The sequence below is a fragment of the Sphingopyxis sp. H050 genome (genome assembly GCF_001468265.1).
Taxonomy (GTDB): Bacteria; Pseudomonadota; Alphaproteobacteria; order Sphingomonadales; family Sphingomonadaceae; genus Sphingopyxis.
Genome location: NZ_LNRZ01000001.1, coordinates 573477 through 591369, shown reverse-complemented (window position 1 = coordinate 591369; position 17893 = coordinate 573477). Strand labels below are relative to the sequence as shown.

Here is a 17893-nt window from a genome sequence, read left to right as displayed (position 1 = left end):
CGCCACCGGGTCAGCGAAAACGGCTGGCCAGCGCGAGGGCCTTCTCGGCCTCGGAAACCAGATCGGCCATGACCGAAGCCGCGGGGCGCACCGCGTGGATCAGGCCGATGCCCTGGCCGGCGAACCCGGGGAGAATATCTTTGCGCCTTGCCTCGATACCGGCGGCCATGACCGGGCCGGCGATCATCGACTGATATGGCATCGGCAAAGGTTCCTTGCCTGCCGCGACCCACGCATCAGCCCATTTGTTCCGGATCATTCGTGCCGGCTTGCCGGTGATCGAGCGACTGACCACGGTATCGGAATCGCCGCCTTCGACGATCGCCTCCTTCTGGAAGTCCTCTATCCCCGCCTCTTCCGTGGCAAGGAATGCCGTGCCAACCCAGGCCCCTTCGGCACCCAGCATGAAGGCAGCGGCGACCCCCCGGCCATCGGATATGCCGCCCGCGCCGAGCACCGGCACCCTGTCGCCGACGGCATCGACCACCTGCGGGATCAGCGAGATCGTCCCGATCGGCGAATTATGCCCCCCGCCGTCATGGCCCTGGGCGACGATCACGTCGATCCCGCTCTCGACCACCTGGCGCGCGTGCTGGACCTTGCCGACAACCGCCATGACGATGGTCCCGTTTGCGTGGAGCCGGTCCATCCACGGGCCGGGGTTACCGAGCCCGGCGGCGTAGACCGGTACCTTTTCCTCGATCACGACTTCCATCTGCGCCTCGAAGAACTCCTTCGAGAAGAGCGGCGGGCCGCCTTCTGCATCCCGTCCGCCGATCGCGCGTCGCGCCGCCTCGCTATCGACCTTGGCCAACCCCTCGCGGGCCATGAATTCCTCGGCGAACTGGCGATATTCGGCAGCAAGCTCCATCGGATCGACGGGCGCCGCGCCATCTGGGGCGGGCTTGCCGCGGCGTACCGAGGCAGGGAGCAGCGTATCGACCCCGAACGGTTTGTCTGTCAGTTCGCGGGTCTGGCGAATCCATGCCCGCAGCCGCTCGGGCGCGCAGGCCGCGGCGCCAAGCACGCCCAGCCCGCCGGCATTGGAAACCGCAGCCGCCAGCGCCGGAACGCTTGCCCCGCCCATTCCCGCAAGCACGATCGGGAAATCGATCTTCAGCAACTCACAAATGCGGCTGTTCAAGGCCATTGCCTCTCTCCCTTCAAGCTAGCCTGCTTGCGTTCCCCCAGCGCACCTTTTGCGCGAGCAGATCGGGACTGCGCTCGGCCAGGTAGGTTGTCGAACCAGCGATCAGCCGCTCCATCTGGCGGCGCGCGCCCGCCGCATCGCGCATCCGGACAGCGTGCAGCACGCGGCCAAGGCACCGCAGCTGGGTGTCGCGTTCCTGGGCCGAATAGCCCAGGCTTATCGACATGTTGCGGGTCAACAAGTGCAGTGCGGAGACAAGCAGGCCGAATGTGGGGTTGCCGCTGGCCCAGCCCAGCAGATCGTGAAACCGGCGATTGGTTTCCTCGAATTCCGCTCCGTCTCGCTCGCGCTCGAGCCGTCCCAGGCAATCCTCGAGCGCGGCGAGATCCGCGACGGTTGCCATTTCGGCCGCCCGCGCCGCAACCGTCGGGGCGACCGCCTCGCGCAGCTCGAGCAGCGCCCGAAGATCGGTGTCCATGAATTGGAGGATCAACGCCATCGAACTGGCGAAATCGGCGGTCTGGGGTCGCGTGATGACCGGCCCGCCACCCCGGCCCTGGGCGAGGTGGATGACACCCTGCAACTCAAGAAAGCGCAGCGCCTCGCGAAGCGTTGCCCGCGCCACATCGTAGCGCGCCAGCATGACGTCTTCGGGGGGCAGCCGGTCTCCGGGTCCTTGCGCCCTGCTCTCGATATCTTCGACTATTTCGCGAGCCAGCACCAGCGCACGCTTGGCCTTGGCCTGAGCCTGGCCACTGCCGAGTGCCACGGTGCGGGCGGGATTGCGGCTTGATTGCATATAATTCTGATAAGATTTCGACGAGAAATTGTCAACAGAGGGGTCATATACCGGTTGACTTGGGGGAGTGACGCGTAAAAGCTTATACTATTATTGACGAATCGGCATGATTCTCCTATGCCGCACCCGACACACGAAAGGGAGTGGCGCGGTTATGGCTACGCGATCGATGCAGTCCGGTCCGGATCGCGAAGAACCGGACCGCCCAATTGCCGAAATCCCGCTTGCGGAAATCGACGTCTCTCGTCCGAGCCTGTTCCAGAGCGACAAGGTCGGAGCCTTCTTCGAGCGGTTGCGGCGCGAGGATCCGGTGCATTATTGTTCGGAGAGCGCCTTTGGACCCTATTGGTCGATCACCAGGTACAACGACATCATGGCGGTCGATACCAATCACAAGCTGTTTTCGTCCGAAGCCAAGTTGGGCGGCATCGCCATCCAGGACATGCACAACGACGCGACCAATCTCGAGCTCGAAATGTTCATCGCGATGGACCAGCCCAAGCATGACGCGCAGCGCAAGGCGGTTACGCCGGCAGTGGCACCATCCAACCTGCTGTTGCTCGAACCGGTGATCCGCGAACGGGCCGGGGCCATTCTCGATTCCCTGCCGGTGGGCGAAGAAATCGACTGGGTGAAGAGCGTTTCGGTCGAACTGACGACGATGACGCTTGCGACGCTGTTCGATTTTCCTTGGGACGAGCGAGCCAAGCTGACGCGCTGGTCGGACGTAACCACCGCGATTCCGGGATCCGGCATCGTCGAGAGCAACGAGCAGCGCCGCGAGGAGCTGATCGAGTGCGCCATGTATTTCAAGGGCCTTTGGGATCAACGCGTCGACCGCTCCGAGGGTAGCGACCTGATCACGATGATGGCGAATTCGCCGGCCACGCGTGAAATGCCCTTCCTCGAATTTCTGGGCAACCTGCTCTTGCTGATCGTCGGCGGGAACGACACCACGCGCAACTCGATCAGCGGGGGTGTGATCGCGCTCAACCAGAACCCCGATCAATATGAGAAGCTGCGCCAGCACCCCTCGCTGATCGGCAGCATGGTCCCCGAGATCATCCGCTGGCAGACCCCGTTGACCCATATGCGCCGGACCGCGCTGGCGGATAGCGAGATCGGCGGAAAGCGCATCGCCAAGGGCGACAAGGTTGTCATGTGGTATCTCTCGGGCAACCGGGACGAAACGGTGATCGAGAGGCCCGAAGAATTCATCATCGACCGAAAGAACCCGCGCCAGCATCTGTCATTCGGCTACGGGATCCATCGCTGCATGGGCAACCGTCTGGCCGAACTGCAGCTGCGGATCATCTGGGAAGAGATCCACAAGCGCTTCCGCCTTGTCGAGATGGTGGGTGAGCCCGAACGCCTGCTCTCCAATCTCGTTCGCGGCATCACCCGCCTGCCGGTCAAACTTCACGCGCATTGATCGATGCACCAAGGGAAGGTCACAATCTTATGGTGAAGGTCACCTTCGTCGCCCATGACGGTCGGCGGTTTCCGGTTGAAATCGAACCTGGCATGACGGCGCGCGAGGCGGCTCTGTTCAACGAGGTTCCGGGCATCGACGGCGATTGCGGAGGCCAATGCGCCTGTGCAACTTGCCACGTCCATGTCGATCCTGCGTGGATCGACCGGGTCGGCCGCCTGGCGGATGACAGTATGGAGGCCGACTTGCTCCAATTTGCTGAGGGAACCACGACGGAAAGTCGGCTTGCCTGCCAGATCAAGCTCGATGATCGGCTCGACGGGCTTGTGCTTCGCGTCCCGGAGCAGCAATATTGACCGAGGGCCTTTAGCTGCGGCGCGGCCGCGCCGAGAGGCTGCACACCGATATCCGCGCGGGGCCGATCAGTAGGAGGGCGCCGGCAGGCTGGAAGCCTCGGATGTCCGCGACGGGCCCTTCTACCGGCGGAAGCACGGCGCCTCCCCGGCCCGAGCGGTGCCGCGTTATAGCGTGCAGGCGGATCGATGCGGCATCGGATGCCGGCGATGAACGACGGGCGATACGCCGCGACGGGCAATCTGCGGCTCAGCGCGTTGCGCGCCGGAAATCCCAGAGCGGGATGCCCATTCGCGCCGCCTTGTCGGCGAGATTGTCCTGTATGCCGCTTCCCGGGAAGACGATGAGGCCGACGGGCAGCGCCTCGAGCATCCGGTCGTTGCGCTTGAATGGGGCCGCTTTTCCATGGCGGTTCCAGTCGGGCCGAAAGGTGACCTGCGCCACGCCTCGACTATCGGCCCAGCAGGCAGCCGCACGTTCGGCCCCCGTAGGCGCCGCCCCGTGAAGCAGGATCATGTCGACATGCCGCGCCCGGACCTTGTCCAGCGCAGTCCAGATGGCGTTGTGATCGCCGGTATCGCTTCCGCCGGTGAAAGCGATCCGCGTTCCTTCGGGTATCAGAGCCGCTGCTTTCTCGCGAAGTCTTGCGTCGAGGAAATCGCGGCTGTCGATCAGCGATGCCGTCATCGCGCGGCGATGCGCGCGCGACCCGGTTCGCGGCGCCCAGGCCTTGCGCAGCAGGATGCGGAACTGCTCGGCGGCTGCCTCGCGGAAGAACTCCATGGTATCGCGCCGTTCGAGGAGCGAGATGCCCTCTCGGGTTGCCTGCTCGAGTTCGACCGACCGGATCTCGCTGCCGTCCTGCTCGCGCTGGAGGCGGCGCTGGAGCTGCTCATTGTCGTCGAGCGCGCGCTCGACACGTTCGCCGGCCCGGTGGAAGATGTTGACCAGGTTCCAGAGGAGGTCGCCGAGATCGGGCTCGATCCGGGTTTCGACGAGACATCCGGCCAGCGCATCGAACATGTCCGCGATCGCGCCGCCGGCAAGATGCGCGTCGGGAAGCGGTCTCGGGTCAGGTTCGTCTTCGAACGGACGGTGGCCGAAGAGCTGCATCTCCTGTAGCAAATAGGCCGTGGTGCCGGGTTCGGCGGGACGGTCGTGCGGGGTGGCGTCGCTTTGCATCATGGGTCTCCGTCTGTCCAAGCCGCGCCTCGTGCGGCCTTCGTGGCGACGGAAGGCGGCATGCGGAGCGGGGTTGCATCGCGGCGCGCCGCGACCGGAGCGCAGCGGAGGATGGCGGGCGCGCGGCTATTTTGTTTCGCGATGCAAAGGGGCCGCGAGGCCCCGGCGGAAAATAGCCGCACGCACGCCATTGTTGCCCCGCCCCGCCTGCCGCAGTCGCCCTCTCGCGAAGGCCGGGCGCGCACCGGAGCGGAGAAGCCGCAAGGCTCCCACGCCGCTCGCTAACCCTCCCGGCAATCCGCCACCAATCAAAGAAGCTGCAGGCGATCCGCGGTTGCCAATTGCCGGCTGAGCGAGGCAGCCAGTGCGCTTCGACCCAGCTTCCTGAGGTCAGCGTTGAAGTCGTCATTGTGCGGCTCAAGGGGAATGAGCTCGATGCCGGCCACTCCTGCGCGTTCGCGAAGCGTGGACAGTGCGACCATGCCGGCGGGATCGTCGTCAAGCGCGATATAGAGCCGCCGCAGCGCATCGGGGAACGCGATGGCGGCAAGATGCGCGCCTGACAGTCCCGCGATCATGGGCAGGGTCGGCATGACCTGGCGGATCGAGAGCAGCGTCTCGATCCCTTCACCCGCTGCCATGACGGCTCCCGAAATTCCGAAGCGGACGCCATTTCCGAGAAGGTGGCCCATTGCGCGGCGCGGATAGGCAACCGGTGCCTTGTCTTTGGTCTCCGGGTCGAGCCAGGTTCGGTGGACGCCCGTGACCGAACCCGCGAGATCGGTCACCGCTGCGATCATCGCCGGCCACGCCGGCCGCCCGACCGGATCATCGTCGGTGGAAGCGCGGTAATAGCAGTGGGGGTGAAAGCGGAGAGGAGCATCGGGACAAAGCTCGGTGATCGACCGTCCGCGCAGATATTCGGCTCCAAGCGTGCCGAGGAGAGGCTTTGTCGCTGCCAGCAAACGCCGAGCCGACTCCGGCGATCCGGTCGGCGCCTTTGGCGGTCGAGGATTTCGGGGCATCTCGGGAGGCGGAGGCAGGCTCAGGAATCGACGCGCCTCATCCAACGTCTCGCGAAACCCCGCATGGCCGCAGCTCGCGGCGATGATGTCGAGGAGATCGCCATGATCGCCGGTCGCGGCATCGGTCCATTTTCCCGGAGACCCACCGTCTCCGCTCGCGCCGAGCCGCACATAGAGACTTCGCCCGGGCGCGTTTCGAATGTCGCCAACCATCCAGTAATGGCCTTCTCGGCGGCCGTTGGAGAGATAGCGGCGGCACACAGCCTCGGCATTCTCCCCGAGGCGTCGCGATATGTCGGAAGCTGGACTGGACATGCGGGGCTCCTTCAGGCGGCCTTGCGATCGATGACCCGCTGGATCGGAAACCGATCGACGAGCGCGTCGAACACGTCGGCGCCAGCAGCCCCTGCCGGCACGTAGAGCTTGAGCTTCCACGAAACGATCTCGGAGATCAAGCCCATGGCTTTGAGCCGCTCGACGCCGAGGTCGTTGAACCCGCCGAGCTCGATGCGCCAGTCGTTCATCGATCGGACGCGCCGCAGCGTCTGGCCTTCGGTAAGCTGGAAAGCCACCTCGCCCGCGCCGAGCAACCGCCATGCCTCGGCCTTCGGCAGATCGCACGGCCCGTCGCGCACCACCGACGCCACCCAGCCGGACGATACCTTGCGCCCGATAAGCCGCTCGCCGTCGTCGGTCTGGAGCCGGTAAACGCGCGATGATTCCTTCGGGAGCCGCTTCCAGATCGGCAGCAGCAGACCCGACACCATGTAGAGCGTCGAAGTCTCATACTCGGGGATCCCGTCGAGTTCCGCAGACCACACCGACCGGAATTCAACAGCCGAAGCCGGTTTCCAATGGCTCGCCTCATAGTCCTCGAGATGCATGAGCGTGCGCTCGACCGGTCGCTGCAGCCCGACCCGGCGATGCACATTGCCGTCGTCGTCGATGACGCTGCGGGCACGCTGGCGCAGCGCCGCCCGTCCCGACCGGGCATTCACGACAAGTTCGCCGAAGCCACTTGCCGCCAGGTCGACCGCCTCGTCGAGATCATAAGGAATGATCCGGTCCTTGCTCTCGACGGTCAAAAGCTCGGTCGCCGCGCCCGTCCCCGGGTGCGTATAGATCGTCTGGCGCGACGAGACGATGAAGCTCATCGCGCGCAGTGTCTCGAGCCCGACCTCGTAAGTGCCCGAGGCCATCGCCCCCTCGATACGCGCAACGAGCAGACCCTCAAAAGCCTCGAACAATATGTTCTGGAGATCGATGGTGAGCGCGAGCATGCGATTGAGGAAGGTGGTGATCTGCGGCAGCTCTTCCTTGAGCCCGCCGCCCTCGTCGAGAAGCGACAGGCCCGTCGCCGCCTCGAAAGTCAGCAGCGAGCACCCCTCGACCTTGCCGTCGACGAGCAGCTGGTAGAGGCGGCGAAGCGCATCGCGTGCATAGGCGCTTTCGAGATTGTCCTCGGGCCGGAACATATTCTGCCCGCCCGTCTGCCGCTGACCGCGGGTGATCGCGCCGAGGGTGTCGAGACGCCGCGCGATCGTCGAGATGAAACGCTTCTGCGCCTTCACGTCGGTGGATACGGGTCGGAACAGCGGCTGCTGCTTCTGGTTGGTGCGGTTGGTTCGGCCGAAGCCCTGGATCGCGGTGTCCGCCTTCCAGCCCGCTTCGAGCAGATAGTGGATCCGCCGGCGCTGATTCTTCACGCCGAGATCGGCATGATAGGAACGCCCCGTGCCGCCCGCTTCGGAAAAGACGAGGATGCGCTTGGCATCGTCCATGAAAGCATGGGTCTCGCCGAGATTGGCACTCCCGGAACGATTCTGGACCGCGAAACGCACGATGCCGTCGCTGCCCGTCCTCGGGACGATCCGCCGCGACCGGCCCGTGACCTCGGCAACCGCGTCGGTTCCGAAATGCTGGACGATCTGGTCGAGCGCCCCCGGCACCGGCGGCAACGCTGCGAGCTTCTCGATCATGGCATCGCGATAGCGGGCCGCTTCGCGGTTCTGGACCGGATTGCCATTGCCGTCGAACACGGGTCGCGACGATAGATTGCCCTCGCTGTCTTCGCACGGCTCGTAGAGCTGGACCGGGAAGCTGTGCTGCAGATAGTCGAGCACATATTCGCGCGGCGTGATGTCGACCGACACATCGTCCCATTCCTCGGTCGGGATCTCGGCGAGCCGCCGATCCTGAAGCGCCTCGCCGGTCGAGACGATCTGCACAACAGCCGCATGCCCGTCCTCAAGATCGCGCGCAATGCTTGCGATCGTGCTCGGCGTCTGCATCGCGGTGATGAGGTGATTGAAGAAGCGCTGCTTCGTGCTCTCGAAGGCCGAGCGGGCCGCTGACTTGGCCTGCGGATTGAGCGTGCCATGGAGCGAACTGGTGACCCCGGCCGCTTCCATCGCGGCGCCCAAATTGTTGTGGATGACCTGAAAGGCGCCGGCATAGCTATCGTAAATGCGGCGTTGCTCGTCGGTCAGTGCATGTTCGAGCAGCTCATACTCGACCCCGTCGAACGACAGCGAGCGAGCTGCGTAAAGGCCGAGCGCCTTGAGGTCGCGCGCGAGCACCTCCATCGCTGCGACCCCGCCCTCTTCGATCGCCGCGACGAACTCGCCGCGCGTCGCGAAAGGGAAATCCCCGCCGCCCCAAAGACCAAGGCGCTGCGCATAGGCGAGGTTCTGGACCGTCGTCGCGCCCGTGGCCGAGACATAGACGATCCGGGCATCGGGCAGTGCATGCTGCAGGCGAAGCCCGGCCCGCCCCTGCTGCGACGGTTTGGCCTCACCACGCGTCCCCTTGCCGCCGGCGGCGTTCGCCATCGCATGCGCCTCGTCGAAGATGATCACACCGTCGAAATCGCGCCCGAGCCATTCGACGATCTGTTCGACCCGGCTCGCCTTGGTGTCGCGCGCCTGGCTGCGAAGCGTCGCATAGGTTGTGAAGATTATGCCCTCCGCGAGTTTGATCGGCGTGCCCTGCCGGTAGCGCGAGAGCGGCGTGACGAGCAGACGCTCGCGGCCGAGGGCGGTCCAGTCGCGCTGCGCATCCTCGAGCAGCCGATCCGACACCGACAGCCACACGGCGCGACGCCGGCCCTTCAGCCAATTGTCGAGAATGATCCCGGCGACCTGGCGCCCCTTGCCGGCCCCGGTTCCGTCGCCAAGAAACCAGCCACGCCGGAACTGAACGGCTTCCTCATTGTCGTCGCTCGCCGCGGTGACGACGTCCCAGGTCTCGTCGACAGCCCAACTTCCGGTGATGTGGCCGCTGTGCGCTTCGCCGGCATAGATGATCGACTCGATCTGCGCGTCCGAGAGGATGGCGTCGGCAATGAGGCTTGTCGGCAGATGCGGACGATAGCCGGGCTTGGGCGGCGCGACCGAGGCCATCGCCGCCGATTGCACGAGTGCGGTCGGATGCGGCTTAGCATGCGGGATACCCACCGATTGCAGGACATAGGGCTCGTAGATGCCGTCGCCGAGCGCGCCGTCAGCCGCCGACCAGTCGCGGCAATGATAGTCGAGTTCGGGAGCATCTTCGGCCACGCCAACACGGACGTGTCGCTCGTTGGCGACGACCCGCGTCCGTGCCGGCGCGGCGAGCGGAAGCGCTGCGATCGCGCCCGGCGGGGTCGGCGGCGTGGATCGCGGCGGGACATCGGCGATGACCCAGCCGAGCAAGGTTTCAAGATCGGCAGCCTCGCCGCGGCTTGCCGGCAGGACCGAAGGGTTGATGGCTGCGATTTTGTCGAACACGAGCAGACGCGTCGGCGTGGTCGTGCCATGCTTCGCATAGAGTTTGCCGGCGATGGCAGCGGAAAAGATGAGGCGCGCCTCCCGCTGCAGGCCGGTGAAGGCCTCCCGCCACGCCGGTGCCTCGGGCGAACAATTGGCGCCGACGATGGCCACGAGCCGCCCGCCCGGCCGCAGCCGCGCGAGCGCCGAGCGGATGTGACGGATGGCGGCATCCTTCATCGCGCGATCGACATTCGCGACCGCAGAAAATGGCGGGTTCATCAGGACGACATCGGGAACGACGGCGCCGTCGAGGCGATCGTCGATCGATGCCGCGTCGTGGCGCGAAACATGCGACGAGGGGAAGAGATGTCCGAGGATGTCCGCGCGCGCGGGCTCAAGCTCGTTGAGGGCCAGGCGCGCGCCGGCGAGTTCGGCATGGATCGCGAGCATGCCGGTGCCGGCGGACGGCTCGAGCACGAGGTCGGCTGGACCGATCGAAGCCGCCACAGCGGCGACATAGGCGAGCGGCAACGGCGTCGAGAACTGCTGATAGGCCTGCCCGGCTTCCGAGCGCCGCGTCTGCGTCGGAATGCGGCGCGCGATCTGCTCCCACAGCATCAGGCGCCTCGCCGCCGAACCCGCCCGCGTCATCAGGGCGCGACCATAAGAGCGAAGCAGCAGAACCTGCGCCGCCTCGCAGGCATCATAGGCGGTCTTCCAGTCCCAGCCGCCTTCGGCATCGCTCGCACCGAAGGCTGCGGTCATCGCCGCACGCACCTGTCCGGTGTCAAACGGGGTGCCCGCTTCGAGGAGCGGGAAAATAGCCTCGGCGGCCGCCAAGAGGCGGGAGGCGTCGGACGGGACGGAGAAAGGCGCGGCGCCGAGCGTCGCGCAGGCAGAAGATTTTGGCATGAGCGTATTCCTCGGGAGAGCGGGACGGATGATAGTCCGCCGGACGCTCTCTCTCGGACCCGGCGGCTCCCTTTCCGGCCCCGGGACACTTCCTCTCATCCCATGGAGCGATGGCGCTCCGGATCGATCACGAAGCCATGCCGGCCGACGACATATTCCCCGTCCGGCACGACGAAATCGCGGGTCGCCACCGCGCCGCGCAAGCCGCCAATCGAGGCGGTCGCGATTATCTTGCCGGGGTGCGCTTCGGCCTGGCTCGCAGCGATCACGACCCAGTCGCCTGCGTGATCGCGCTGGAAGGCCTCGCGATCGCGCGTCCGGGACTCCGAGCGCTCGAGCCTGCGGCCGTAGAGCGCCTCCCAGATATCCGGTTCATAGTCGCGAAGCGTTCGCTCGGCCGCCTCGCGCTCCCGATCGGTGAAGAGATCGGGATAGCCCGCGGCGACGCGCGCCCAGTCGCAATCCTCCTCATACCAGCCGTCGTCCCACCGCAGCGCCGGGTGCAGCAGCGCGTTGCGGATCTCATCGAGGTGGAAGCCGCCGTGGCTCGCCGTGTCGTAGCAAATGATCCCCTCGGCGTAGCGTGTGGCTACCTGCGATGGCCCCCAGGGCGTATGCACGCTCCCGGAAATCCGCTCGCGGCCGAAAGCGGCGCGTTGCCGGAAGTGGAGCAGCCACGCCTCGACATGCGATCGGAAGCCCGCTTCGTCCGGGACGATGCCATCGCGCCCGAAGGCATCCTTCGCGGACCATGACGCGATCGGGCGCGAAGAGGAGCCAGCGGTCGAGACGCGATATCCGTCGCCCTCCGGGAGCGCGATCAACCCGAGATAATCGATGCGCGCCGCCATGTGCCCGTCGGACGTGGTGCCATATTCGGCCTGTATCTCCGTCATGCCGCTTCCTCCCGGATGAGTGGGCGGTCGACCGGGTCGGGATCGCTCACCAGCTCGATCCGCGCGTCGTGATAATGATGCTCGGCCAGCCAGGCCCGCGCCGCTTCGTCATTGGCCGCGAGATGACGCAGTTCGCAATTGTCCGCCCGTCCGGTGAGCACGCGTGCAGAACCGGCGACAGGCCGGTCGAGAATCTCGAAGTCGAGGTTACCGACCACCGAATAGATGCGGCGCACGACGAGGATCGGGACCCCGCCGTTCGAATAGGTCGCGAGGTGGAGGCCAAAGGTCGCCGGCGACGAAAAGCCGGGCCGATCGCAGCCGGGCTGGCATCCGATCAGCGTCCCGGTGCCATTGTCATTCTCCCACGTCTTCACCTTGCGCGTGAATCGTTCGGGCGGGCGCGGCTGGCCGTTCGAGAAGCGGATCTTGCTGCCGAGCGGCGCGGACAGATAAAGTTCAAGCGGTGTCATCATAAGTCTCCTGAAAATGAAGAAGCCCGGCGCGATGGCCGGGCTTCGAAGAAGGAAATTCGGTTCGCGGTTTCAGCCGGGCGGTGCTCCAATCGGCAGCTTGGCGATCGCCTGTTCGAGGAAATCGGATGTCGACACATGTTCGATGTCGCCAGCCGTGATCAGGGTCGCCGAGCCGCCGAAGCCATCGGACAGCATCTTCGAACAGGACCAGGCAGATTCCACCTCGATGTAATCGAGAGCCGAACGTTTCACGACGTCCTGGAAGATGCCTTCGAAACCGATGACCGACAGGTCGAAGTCGAGCTCGTTCGTGTCGGGATCAAGCCCTGCAAGCTCGTCGCGGAGACACTCCGCGAGCGAGCTTGCTACGCCATCGTCGGCGGCGAGCATCGTGATCACCTCGGGGACATCCATCGCGACGCTGTCGTTCGGTCCGAACGGCGCATAGAAATAGACATCCTCGCCGATGACCTCATGTCGAAACACCGACGACAGCACCCTGAATTCCAGCTCGCTCATCGCCGTCTTCGGAATGTCGGGGCGCACGACCATCTGGGAATAATAGTCAGCCACGATCAGCGTCCTCCCCACCTTTGTGCGGGAGCGCCGGCTCCGGGTCACCGTCGACGACCAGCGGCGGGATTTCGAAGTCCGCTTCCTCGAAGTAGGTAAGGATCGCCTCGATCGAACCGCGTTCCTTCACGACATGCTGGTCGATCATGATGCGATCATTCTCGTCGCACATGTAGGAGTCGGCTTCCCCCGAGCCGCGGAAGATGACGCGTTCCGCGCTCCACTCGCCGGGATAGCCGCCCGACCAGCGAACGAACGGCAGGCCTTGCTCGACACAGAAGGCTTCAAGCGACTCCGCCCTGCCCCACGGCACATTGTGGGCGTAGAGCGACAGCGATTCGCCGACGATACGATGACCGGCGTGGAAGGTGGGACCTTCCCATTCGATCGAGAGGCGTTCGCTGTTGATGATCTCGACGAGCGCGCCAAAAGCCTCGGCGCCAACGCGCCCGCCGATCGTGATCGAGATGGAGACGCAGTCAGCCATGATGACCTCCTGCGATAGCGGTAGCGCCACCGGCCTCGGCGGCATGGATTGAATTGGCCATTTCATTTCTCCGAAAAGGCGAAAGCCCGGCGCGATATCCGGGCTTTCGTAGTCAGGATGGATTGCGGCTCAGCGCCGCAGCCGGATCATTCGGCCGCGACCGCTTCCGCATCGTCGTCGTCCGTGGCATCGCCCTCGATGTTCTCGTCAAAGCTTTCGGCGAGGCCGGGCGGCAGTTCGCCGGCACCATCGTCGTTCGCGGCTGCGGGCGGCGCCACCGGTTCGAGCTCGGGCGTGCGCAGCGGTTCGGGGAGCCAGTCGGTATCCTCGAGCAGTCGTTCGGCCTCGCGGGCCATGTCGGCCTTCTTCAGATGGTCGATCATCTGCGCGAAATTCTCGCCCCGCGCCTCGGTGACGTCGGCGAGGATGCGCGACTTGGGCACGGCCGCGAGATAGGCGTCCGCTTTCGCCTTCCAGCCGGCGGCAACGACATCGAGGCCGACCGCGCGCGCGATGACATGGCTGTGCGCGACACGCCGCTCGACGCCGTGGGGAGAGATGCGGCCGTTGTCATATTTGACCGCCTCGCGCTGGGCATTGACGCCGACCGACACGCAATGCGCGAACAAGGCCCATTGGTCATCGCTGCCGAGCGCGAGCACCCAGTCCCAGATGTCCTTGTCGCTCTTCGGCATCCGGGTGCGCCATTCCTCCCGCCGCTCGGCGATCGCCTGCCCGGGCGCGCTGTCGCGAAGGCCCGGAGGCTCGTTCGAGAAGCTGACCGGGTTCACGCGGACCTGCACGCAGCCCTCGCTGCTGTACCCGAAGAAGCAGGACAGGACGAAGGCGTGGAGCACCGAGACGAAGGCCGTCGCCGGATCCTTGGCGAAAGCATCCTGCAGCGCGAGCGTTCGCCACGCCGTCAGGTCGGAGACGAGCCGCTCGGACAGAGGCTTGAGCGTCTCGATCTCCTCCTCGCCGGCCGCCTCGCCGGTCACTGCGGGCGCCGCGGCATCGGTGGAAGCCGAGCCGCCATGCTGGCCGCCGGCACTGGCGCCCGCTTCGCCCTCACCGCCTTCGACTTCGGGATCGACTGGTTCGTCCTCTGCTTTCACGAAGCCACGCTCGATCCGGAGCGATCCATTGGCCTCGATCGACAGGAATGCGCCGGCAATCGCGATCTCGGCGGGATCGAAGATCTGCGGCCGCTCGGTGATCGCGCTGATCGTAGCGTCGATCTCCTCGAGGCGCGCATGGACCTCTTCGGGGACTTCATCGGCGTCGCACCATTCGTTGCTGAGCGCCTCGCCTTCGGTCTCGAGATCGGCGAGCGTCTTCTGCTCCTCGTCGGTCATCGGCACTTCTTCGCCGTAGATCGCGCGCATTCCGCGGCTCGCGTTCCATGGCGCATCAAGGCCGGCATCGACCCATTTCCAGCCCTCGCCGCCAATGCGTTCGGCTTCGGATTCGAGTTTCGCGCCGACAAGCTTGTCGAGCAGCGGGGGATCGGTCAGCCAGCCGCCGGCGTCGGCCTCGAAGAGGTCGCGCACGACGCTGCCGCCCGCATCGACATAGGCCTCGAGCCCGACGAAGCGGACGCGTTTGTCGACGACACGCACGCTATTTTCGGTCAGCTTCTGGCGAATGAAGGCAGGCGCCGAACTGAAGCTGGTCTTCAGCAGCTCGAACACGGCTTCCTGGCGCTCGAAATCGTCCGAGATCGTGAAGGCCATGATCTGTTCGAGCGAGAGGCCGTCCTCGGCATAGACCTTGAGCAGCGCAGGCGACACGCCCGCGAGCTTCAGGCGTTGGCGGACGACCGCCGGCGTAACGAAGTGATGCGCGGCGATTTTTTCGACATCGTCGCCCTTCTCGGCCATCGCCTGCATGGCGCGGAACTGGTCGAGCGGATGAAGGGATTCGCGCCGGGCATTTTCGGCGAGGCTGTCGTCTTCGGCAAGGATGCCGCAATCGGCCGGCTTGACGATGCACGGAACGGGAGCATCCCTGGCGAGCCGCTTCTGCTTCACCAGCAGCTCAAGAGCGCGATATCGCCGGCCTCCGGCCGGAACCTCATAATCCCCGGTTTCCTGGCCGTCGTCATTCAAGACCGGCCGGACATTGAGGCTGGTCAGCAGGCCTCGCCTCTCGATATCGGCTGCGAGTTCAGCAATAGTTTCCCCGGCGAGGATTTTCCGCACGTTGGATTGGGACAGGAGCAACCTGTCGAAGGGAATGTCGCGAGACTGGTTGAGGGTGATTTTCGGTTGCGTCTTGGCCATGAGCCATCTCCGGGGCGGGACGCCGGAAGCCACTCTCCCGACTCTCGATTCCGCCGCAAGAACCGGAATTTCCTCTGGCTCTCGAAGAGACACCGGCAGGTCCGGCGTTCGGGCCGGATCAGGCAAGACACCGGCAGGATGGCTTTCGACCGATTCCCGGAAGCACCGCGCGGTAGCGCGGTGAACAGCGTCCAAGCTCGCGCTGCCGAAAAATTTCACCTCCAGCTAGGAAACCGAACTCGGCCCCAGGATCCGGGCGTCGGAATCGCTGACGGTTCGCCGAAAACGCACCGCGCCCCTGCCGCGGCCATCATGCCAATCCCGGCGCGGACGGCGTCATCACTATCCGGTCATGGTGGCCGTCGCCCTCTCCATGACCAGGGCCAGGGCTGCCGGGAGCGCATGTGCGCCGAGCGCGCGTTCGCGGGCAACGACAAGGGCAGCGCGTTGCCAGGCGCTCACCCCAAGTTCGGGCAGGCTGGCACCTTTGAATCGGTCAGCAGGACGCTGGCCTGAAACCCGCCCGGCACAAAGCGGAAGCTGAGCTGCCCTGCGAGCGCTGCGACCGCGCGTTTTGTAATGGCCAGGCCCAATCCGGTGCCTTCGCCGCCGCGCGCCACGTCGCCTCGTGCAAAGGGCCGAACCATCGCGTCGCATTGGCCGGGAGACATCCCGCTGCCCCGGTCGGTGACCGCTATCGCGACGCCATTCTCATTTCGCCGGGCCTCGACACGAACCGGCGCCGCACCGTGGCGGACGGCATTTGCAACAAGATTGGCGACTGCACGCGAGAGGGCGTGCGGCCTGGTTCGAACTTCGAGGCCTGCCTCCACCTCGAGGTCGATAGCACCAGCCGAACCGCTGTCGGCAACGACTTGCGTCAGGAGCGGAGAGATCTCGACTATCTGGATCTCCTCTGTGTCGAAGCTGCCCGCAAAGTCGAGAAATTGGCCAAGCATGGCCTCGATCCTGTCGACCTGCCGAACCGCGCTCAGCTGCAATTCGGGGTCGCCTCGCATCATTTCGAGCGAGAGGCGCAATCGTGTGAGCGGCGTTCGCAAATCGTGACTGACACCGCCGAGCATGAGCGCGCGATCGGCCTCGTGATCGGCAAGTCGCTGTGTCAGTCGGTTGAAGGCAGCAGCAACGGTGGAAATTTCAGGCGGGCCTCCGGCATCTATCGGCTCGGGCGGATGATCGGGGCTATAGGCGTCGACAGCTGCAGTCAGGCGCCGCAATGGTCGGTCGAGACGGCGCTGGATCAACAGTCCCGCGAGCGAAGCGACGACGAAGGCGACACCGAGCGCGGTCAGGAGGCTGAACATGGCGCTCCGCTTGCGCGGCGGCGTCATACTGACCCAATATTCCTCGCGCCCCAGCGTCAGGCGCACCCATAATCGGTCGCCGGGATCGGTGATCCAGTCGAGACTCTCCTGTCTGTCCAGGCGTCCCGCGAGGGCACGCATGAAATGGACTTCAATGATCGACGGGAAGCGTCGCCCGTCCGCAGGCGGATTCGCGAGTGGCCGAACGAGCAGATTGTCGCCGCGATTCAGGTCGGCGAGCACTGCGGCGCGGCGCGACCGCGGCATGTCGGCCATGGCGTTAGACAGCGCTTCGATCATGTCGGCCGTCACGTCCGCGACACGGGCAGTCTGCGGTCCGATGACAAGCAATTGCACAAGCAGCCCGGCAAGCAGCTGTCCCGCCAGCACGATGCCGACCAGCATCGCGACCTTTCGCTTCGCGAAGCGCTCAACCATCCGGGCTGCAGGTCAGCATATATCCTACTCCCCATATGGTGCGCACGAAGCGTGGCGCATCTGCGTCATCGCCGATGGCCTTGCGCAGACGGCCGACCTGGACATCGATCGCGCGGTCGCTGATTTCTGCATCGCGACCAAGCGCGCGATCGATGAGCTGGGCACGGGTGAGCGGACGCCCGGCGCTTCGCGCGAGAGCCCCCATCAGAGCGAATTCCCGCGATGAGAGCGCGACGGGGTTACCGTCGCGCAGCACCGTCATCGCCGAGTAGTTTATCGTGAAGGGGCCGACGATCACCGTCTCGTCGCGCGACTGGGTGCGCGCTGGGGACAGTCGGCGAAGCAGGGCGTTGATGCGGGCGACCAGCTCACGTGGCAGGAAGGGCTTACCGAGATAATCGTCCGCCCCCATCTCGAGGCCGATGACCCGATCGACGGGATCGCCCCGCGCGGTCAGCATGATGACCGGAATGCCGTCGCCGCCTTCACGAAGACGGCGCAATATTGCGAGGCCATCCTCTCCCGGCATCATCAGGTCGAGGACGAGGAGGTCCGCGGGCTCACGCTGCAACCCCGCCTCCATGGCGCGCCCGCTATCCGCCACGCGAACCTCGAAGCCATGTTCGCGGAGAAAGCGCTGCAGCAGGGCTCTCAGTTCCGGGTCATCGTCGACCACCAAAATGCGGGGCGCCTTGCCGTCCATCCGCGCACAGTGCCAGCAAGCCCGCGCCCGGGCCAGTGCAGAAGATGTGACAAGTCATGACAGGCGCGCGCACCCGTCGCACCCTGTCGCAACTTGGCTCATCGGCGACA

At 65.4% G+C, this 17893-nt stretch carries 14 protein-coding genes; 2 read left to right on the top strand and 12 right to left on the bottom strand.

Going from position 1 to position 17893, the window contains the following annotated elements; genetic code table 11:
• Positions 1–10: 10 nt before the first annotated feature.
• Positions 11–1150 (bottom strand): NAD(P)H-dependent flavin oxidoreductase, encoded by a 1140-nt coding sequence (locus ATE67_RS02600; protein ID WP_058815099.1) that lies wholly within the window; start codon positions 1148–1150, stop codon positions 11–13.
• A gap of 13 nt (positions 1151–1163) precedes the next feature.
• Complete coding sequence (locus ATE67_RS02595) at positions 1164–1949, bottom strand: FadR/GntR family transcriptional regulator (protein ID WP_058815098.1); 786 nt, start codon at positions 1947–1949, stop codon at positions 1164–1166.
• 169 nt (positions 1950–2118) lie between these two features.
• Here ATE67_RS02595 and ATE67_RS02590 point away from each other — a divergent pair, with 169 nt between their 5' ends.
• Together ATE67_RS02590 and ATE67_RS02585 are read left to right on the top strand one after the other, a co-directional pair.
• On the top strand, positions 2119–3381 hold the full coding sequence (locus ATE67_RS02590) for a cytochrome P450 (RefSeq protein ID WP_058815097.1): 1263 nt from the start codon (positions 2119–2121) through the stop codon (positions 3379–3381).
• Positions 3378–3737, top strand: coding sequence for a 2Fe-2S iron-sulfur cluster-binding protein (locus tag ATE67_RS02585; protein ID WP_331458738.1), 360 nt, complete (start codon positions 3378–3380; stop codon positions 3735–3737). The genes ATE67_RS02590 and ATE67_RS02585 overlap by 4 nt, the downstream gene beginning before the upstream one ends.
• A 247-nt stretch (positions 3738–3984) precedes the next feature.
• Here the strand turns inward: ATE67_RS02585 and ATE67_RS02580 are convergent, their stop codons facing one another.
• The 10 genes from ATE67_RS02580 to ATE67_RS02535 all read right to left on the bottom strand — a co-directional run bounded on the left by ATE67_RS02580 (position 3985) and on the right by ATE67_RS02535 (position 17783).
• Positions 3985–4917, bottom strand: a complete 933-nt coding sequence (locus ATE67_RS02580; RefSeq protein WP_058815242.1) for a DUF2493 domain-containing protein — start codon at positions 4915–4917, stop codon at positions 3985–3987.
• Between the two features lie 308 nt (positions 4918–5225).
• Complete coding sequence (locus ATE67_RS02575; protein ID WP_058815096.1) at positions 5226–6257, bottom strand: DUF7146 domain-containing protein; 1032 nt, start codon at positions 6255–6257, stop codon at positions 5226–5228.
• 11 nt (positions 6258–6268) lie between these two features.
• Positions 6269–10603, bottom strand: a complete 4335-nt coding sequence (locus tag ATE67_RS02570) for a strawberry notch-like NTP hydrolase domain-containing protein (RefSeq protein ID WP_058815095.1) — start codon at positions 10601–10603, stop codon at positions 6269–6271.
• Between the two features lie 95 nt (positions 10604–10698).
• On the bottom strand, positions 10699–11499 hold the full coding sequence (locus tag ATE67_RS02565) for a DUF7007 domain-containing protein (RefSeq protein WP_058815094.1): 801 nt from the start codon (positions 11497–11499) through the stop codon (positions 10699–10701).
• A complete protein-coding gene (locus ATE67_RS02560) occupies positions 11496–11972 on the bottom strand; it encodes a hypothetical protein (RefSeq protein WP_058815241.1) in 477 nt (158 codons plus the stop codon). Before ATE67_RS02560 ends, ATE67_RS02565 begins: the two co-directional genes overlap by 4 nt.
• Before the next feature lie 72 nt (positions 11973–12044).
• Positions 12045–12548: a hypothetical protein gene (locus ATE67_RS02555; RefSeq protein ID WP_058815093.1), complete on the bottom strand. Its 504-nt coding sequence runs from the start codon at positions 12546–12548 to the stop codon at positions 12045–12047.
• Complete coding sequence (locus tag ATE67_RS02550) at positions 12541–13035, bottom strand: hypothetical protein (protein ID WP_058815240.1); 495 nt, start codon at positions 13033–13035, stop codon at positions 12541–12543. Before ATE67_RS02550 ends, ATE67_RS02555 begins: the two co-directional genes overlap by 8 nt.
• A 146-nt stretch (positions 13036–13181) precedes the next feature.
• Positions 13182–15317, bottom strand: a complete 2136-nt coding sequence (locus tag ATE67_RS02545) for a ParB/RepB/Spo0J family partition protein (protein WP_058815092.1) — start codon at positions 15315–15317, stop codon at positions 13182–13184.
• Between the two features lie 458 nt (positions 15318–15775).
• Complete coding sequence (locus ATE67_RS02540; RefSeq protein WP_058815091.1) at positions 15776–17080, bottom strand: ATP-binding protein; 1305 nt, start codon at positions 17078–17080, stop codon at positions 15776–15778.
• A complete protein-coding gene (locus ATE67_RS02535) occupies positions 17073–17783 on the bottom strand; it encodes a response regulator (RefSeq protein ID WP_058815090.1) in 711 nt (236 codons plus the stop codon). The genes ATE67_RS02540 and ATE67_RS02535 overlap by 8 nt, the downstream gene beginning before the upstream one ends.
• Positions 17784–17893: the final 110 nt, after the last annotated feature.

Bases quoted from the DNA above. Each gene is read 5' to 3' on its own strand.
- ATE67_RS02600 (WP_058815099.1), bottom strand. From the start codon at position 1,150: ATGGCCTTGAACAGCCGCATTTGTGAGTTGCTGAAGATCGATTTCCCG.
- ATE67_RS02595 (WP_058815098.1), bottom strand. From the start codon at position 1,949: ATGCAATCAAGCCGCAATCCCGCCCGCACCGTGGCACTCGGCAGTGGC.
- ATE67_RS02590 (WP_058815097.1), top strand. From the start codon at position 2,119: ATGCAGTCCGGTCCGGATCGCGAAGAACCGGACCGCCCAATTGCCGAA.
- ATE67_RS02580 (WP_058815242.1), bottom strand. From the start codon at position 4,917: ATGCAAAGCGACGCCACCCCGCACGACCGTCCCGCCGAACCCGGCACC.
- ATE67_RS02575 (WP_058815096.1), bottom strand. From the start codon at position 6,257: ATGTCCAGTCCAGCTTCCGACATATCGCGACGCCTCGGGGAGAATGCC.
- ATE67_RS02570 (WP_058815095.1), bottom strand. From the start codon at position 10,603: ATGCCAAAATCTTCTGCCTGCGCGACGCTCGGCGCCGCGCCTTTCTCC.
- ATE67_RS02565 (WP_058815094.1), bottom strand. From the start codon at position 11,499: ATGACGGAGATACAGGCCGAATATGGCACCACGTCCGACGGGCACATG.
- ATE67_RS02560 (WP_058815241.1), bottom strand. From the start codon at position 11,972: ATGACACCGCTTGAACTTTATCTGTCCGCGCCGCTCGGCAGCAAGATC.
- ATE67_RS02550 (WP_058815240.1), bottom strand. From the start codon at position 13,035: ATGGCTGACTGCGTCTCCATCTCGATCACGATCGGCGGGCGCGTTGGC.
- ATE67_RS02545 (WP_058815092.1), bottom strand. From the start codon at position 15,317: ATGGCCAAGACGCAACCGAAAATCACCCTCAACCAGTCTCGCGACATT.
- ATE67_RS02540 (WP_058815091.1), bottom strand. From the start codon at position 17,080: ATGGTTGAGCGCTTCGCGAAGCGAAAGGTCGCGATGCTGGTCGGCATC.
- ATE67_RS02535 (WP_058815090.1), bottom strand. From the start codon at position 17,783: ATGGACGGCAAGGCGCCCCGCATTTTGGTGGTCGACGATGACCCGGAA.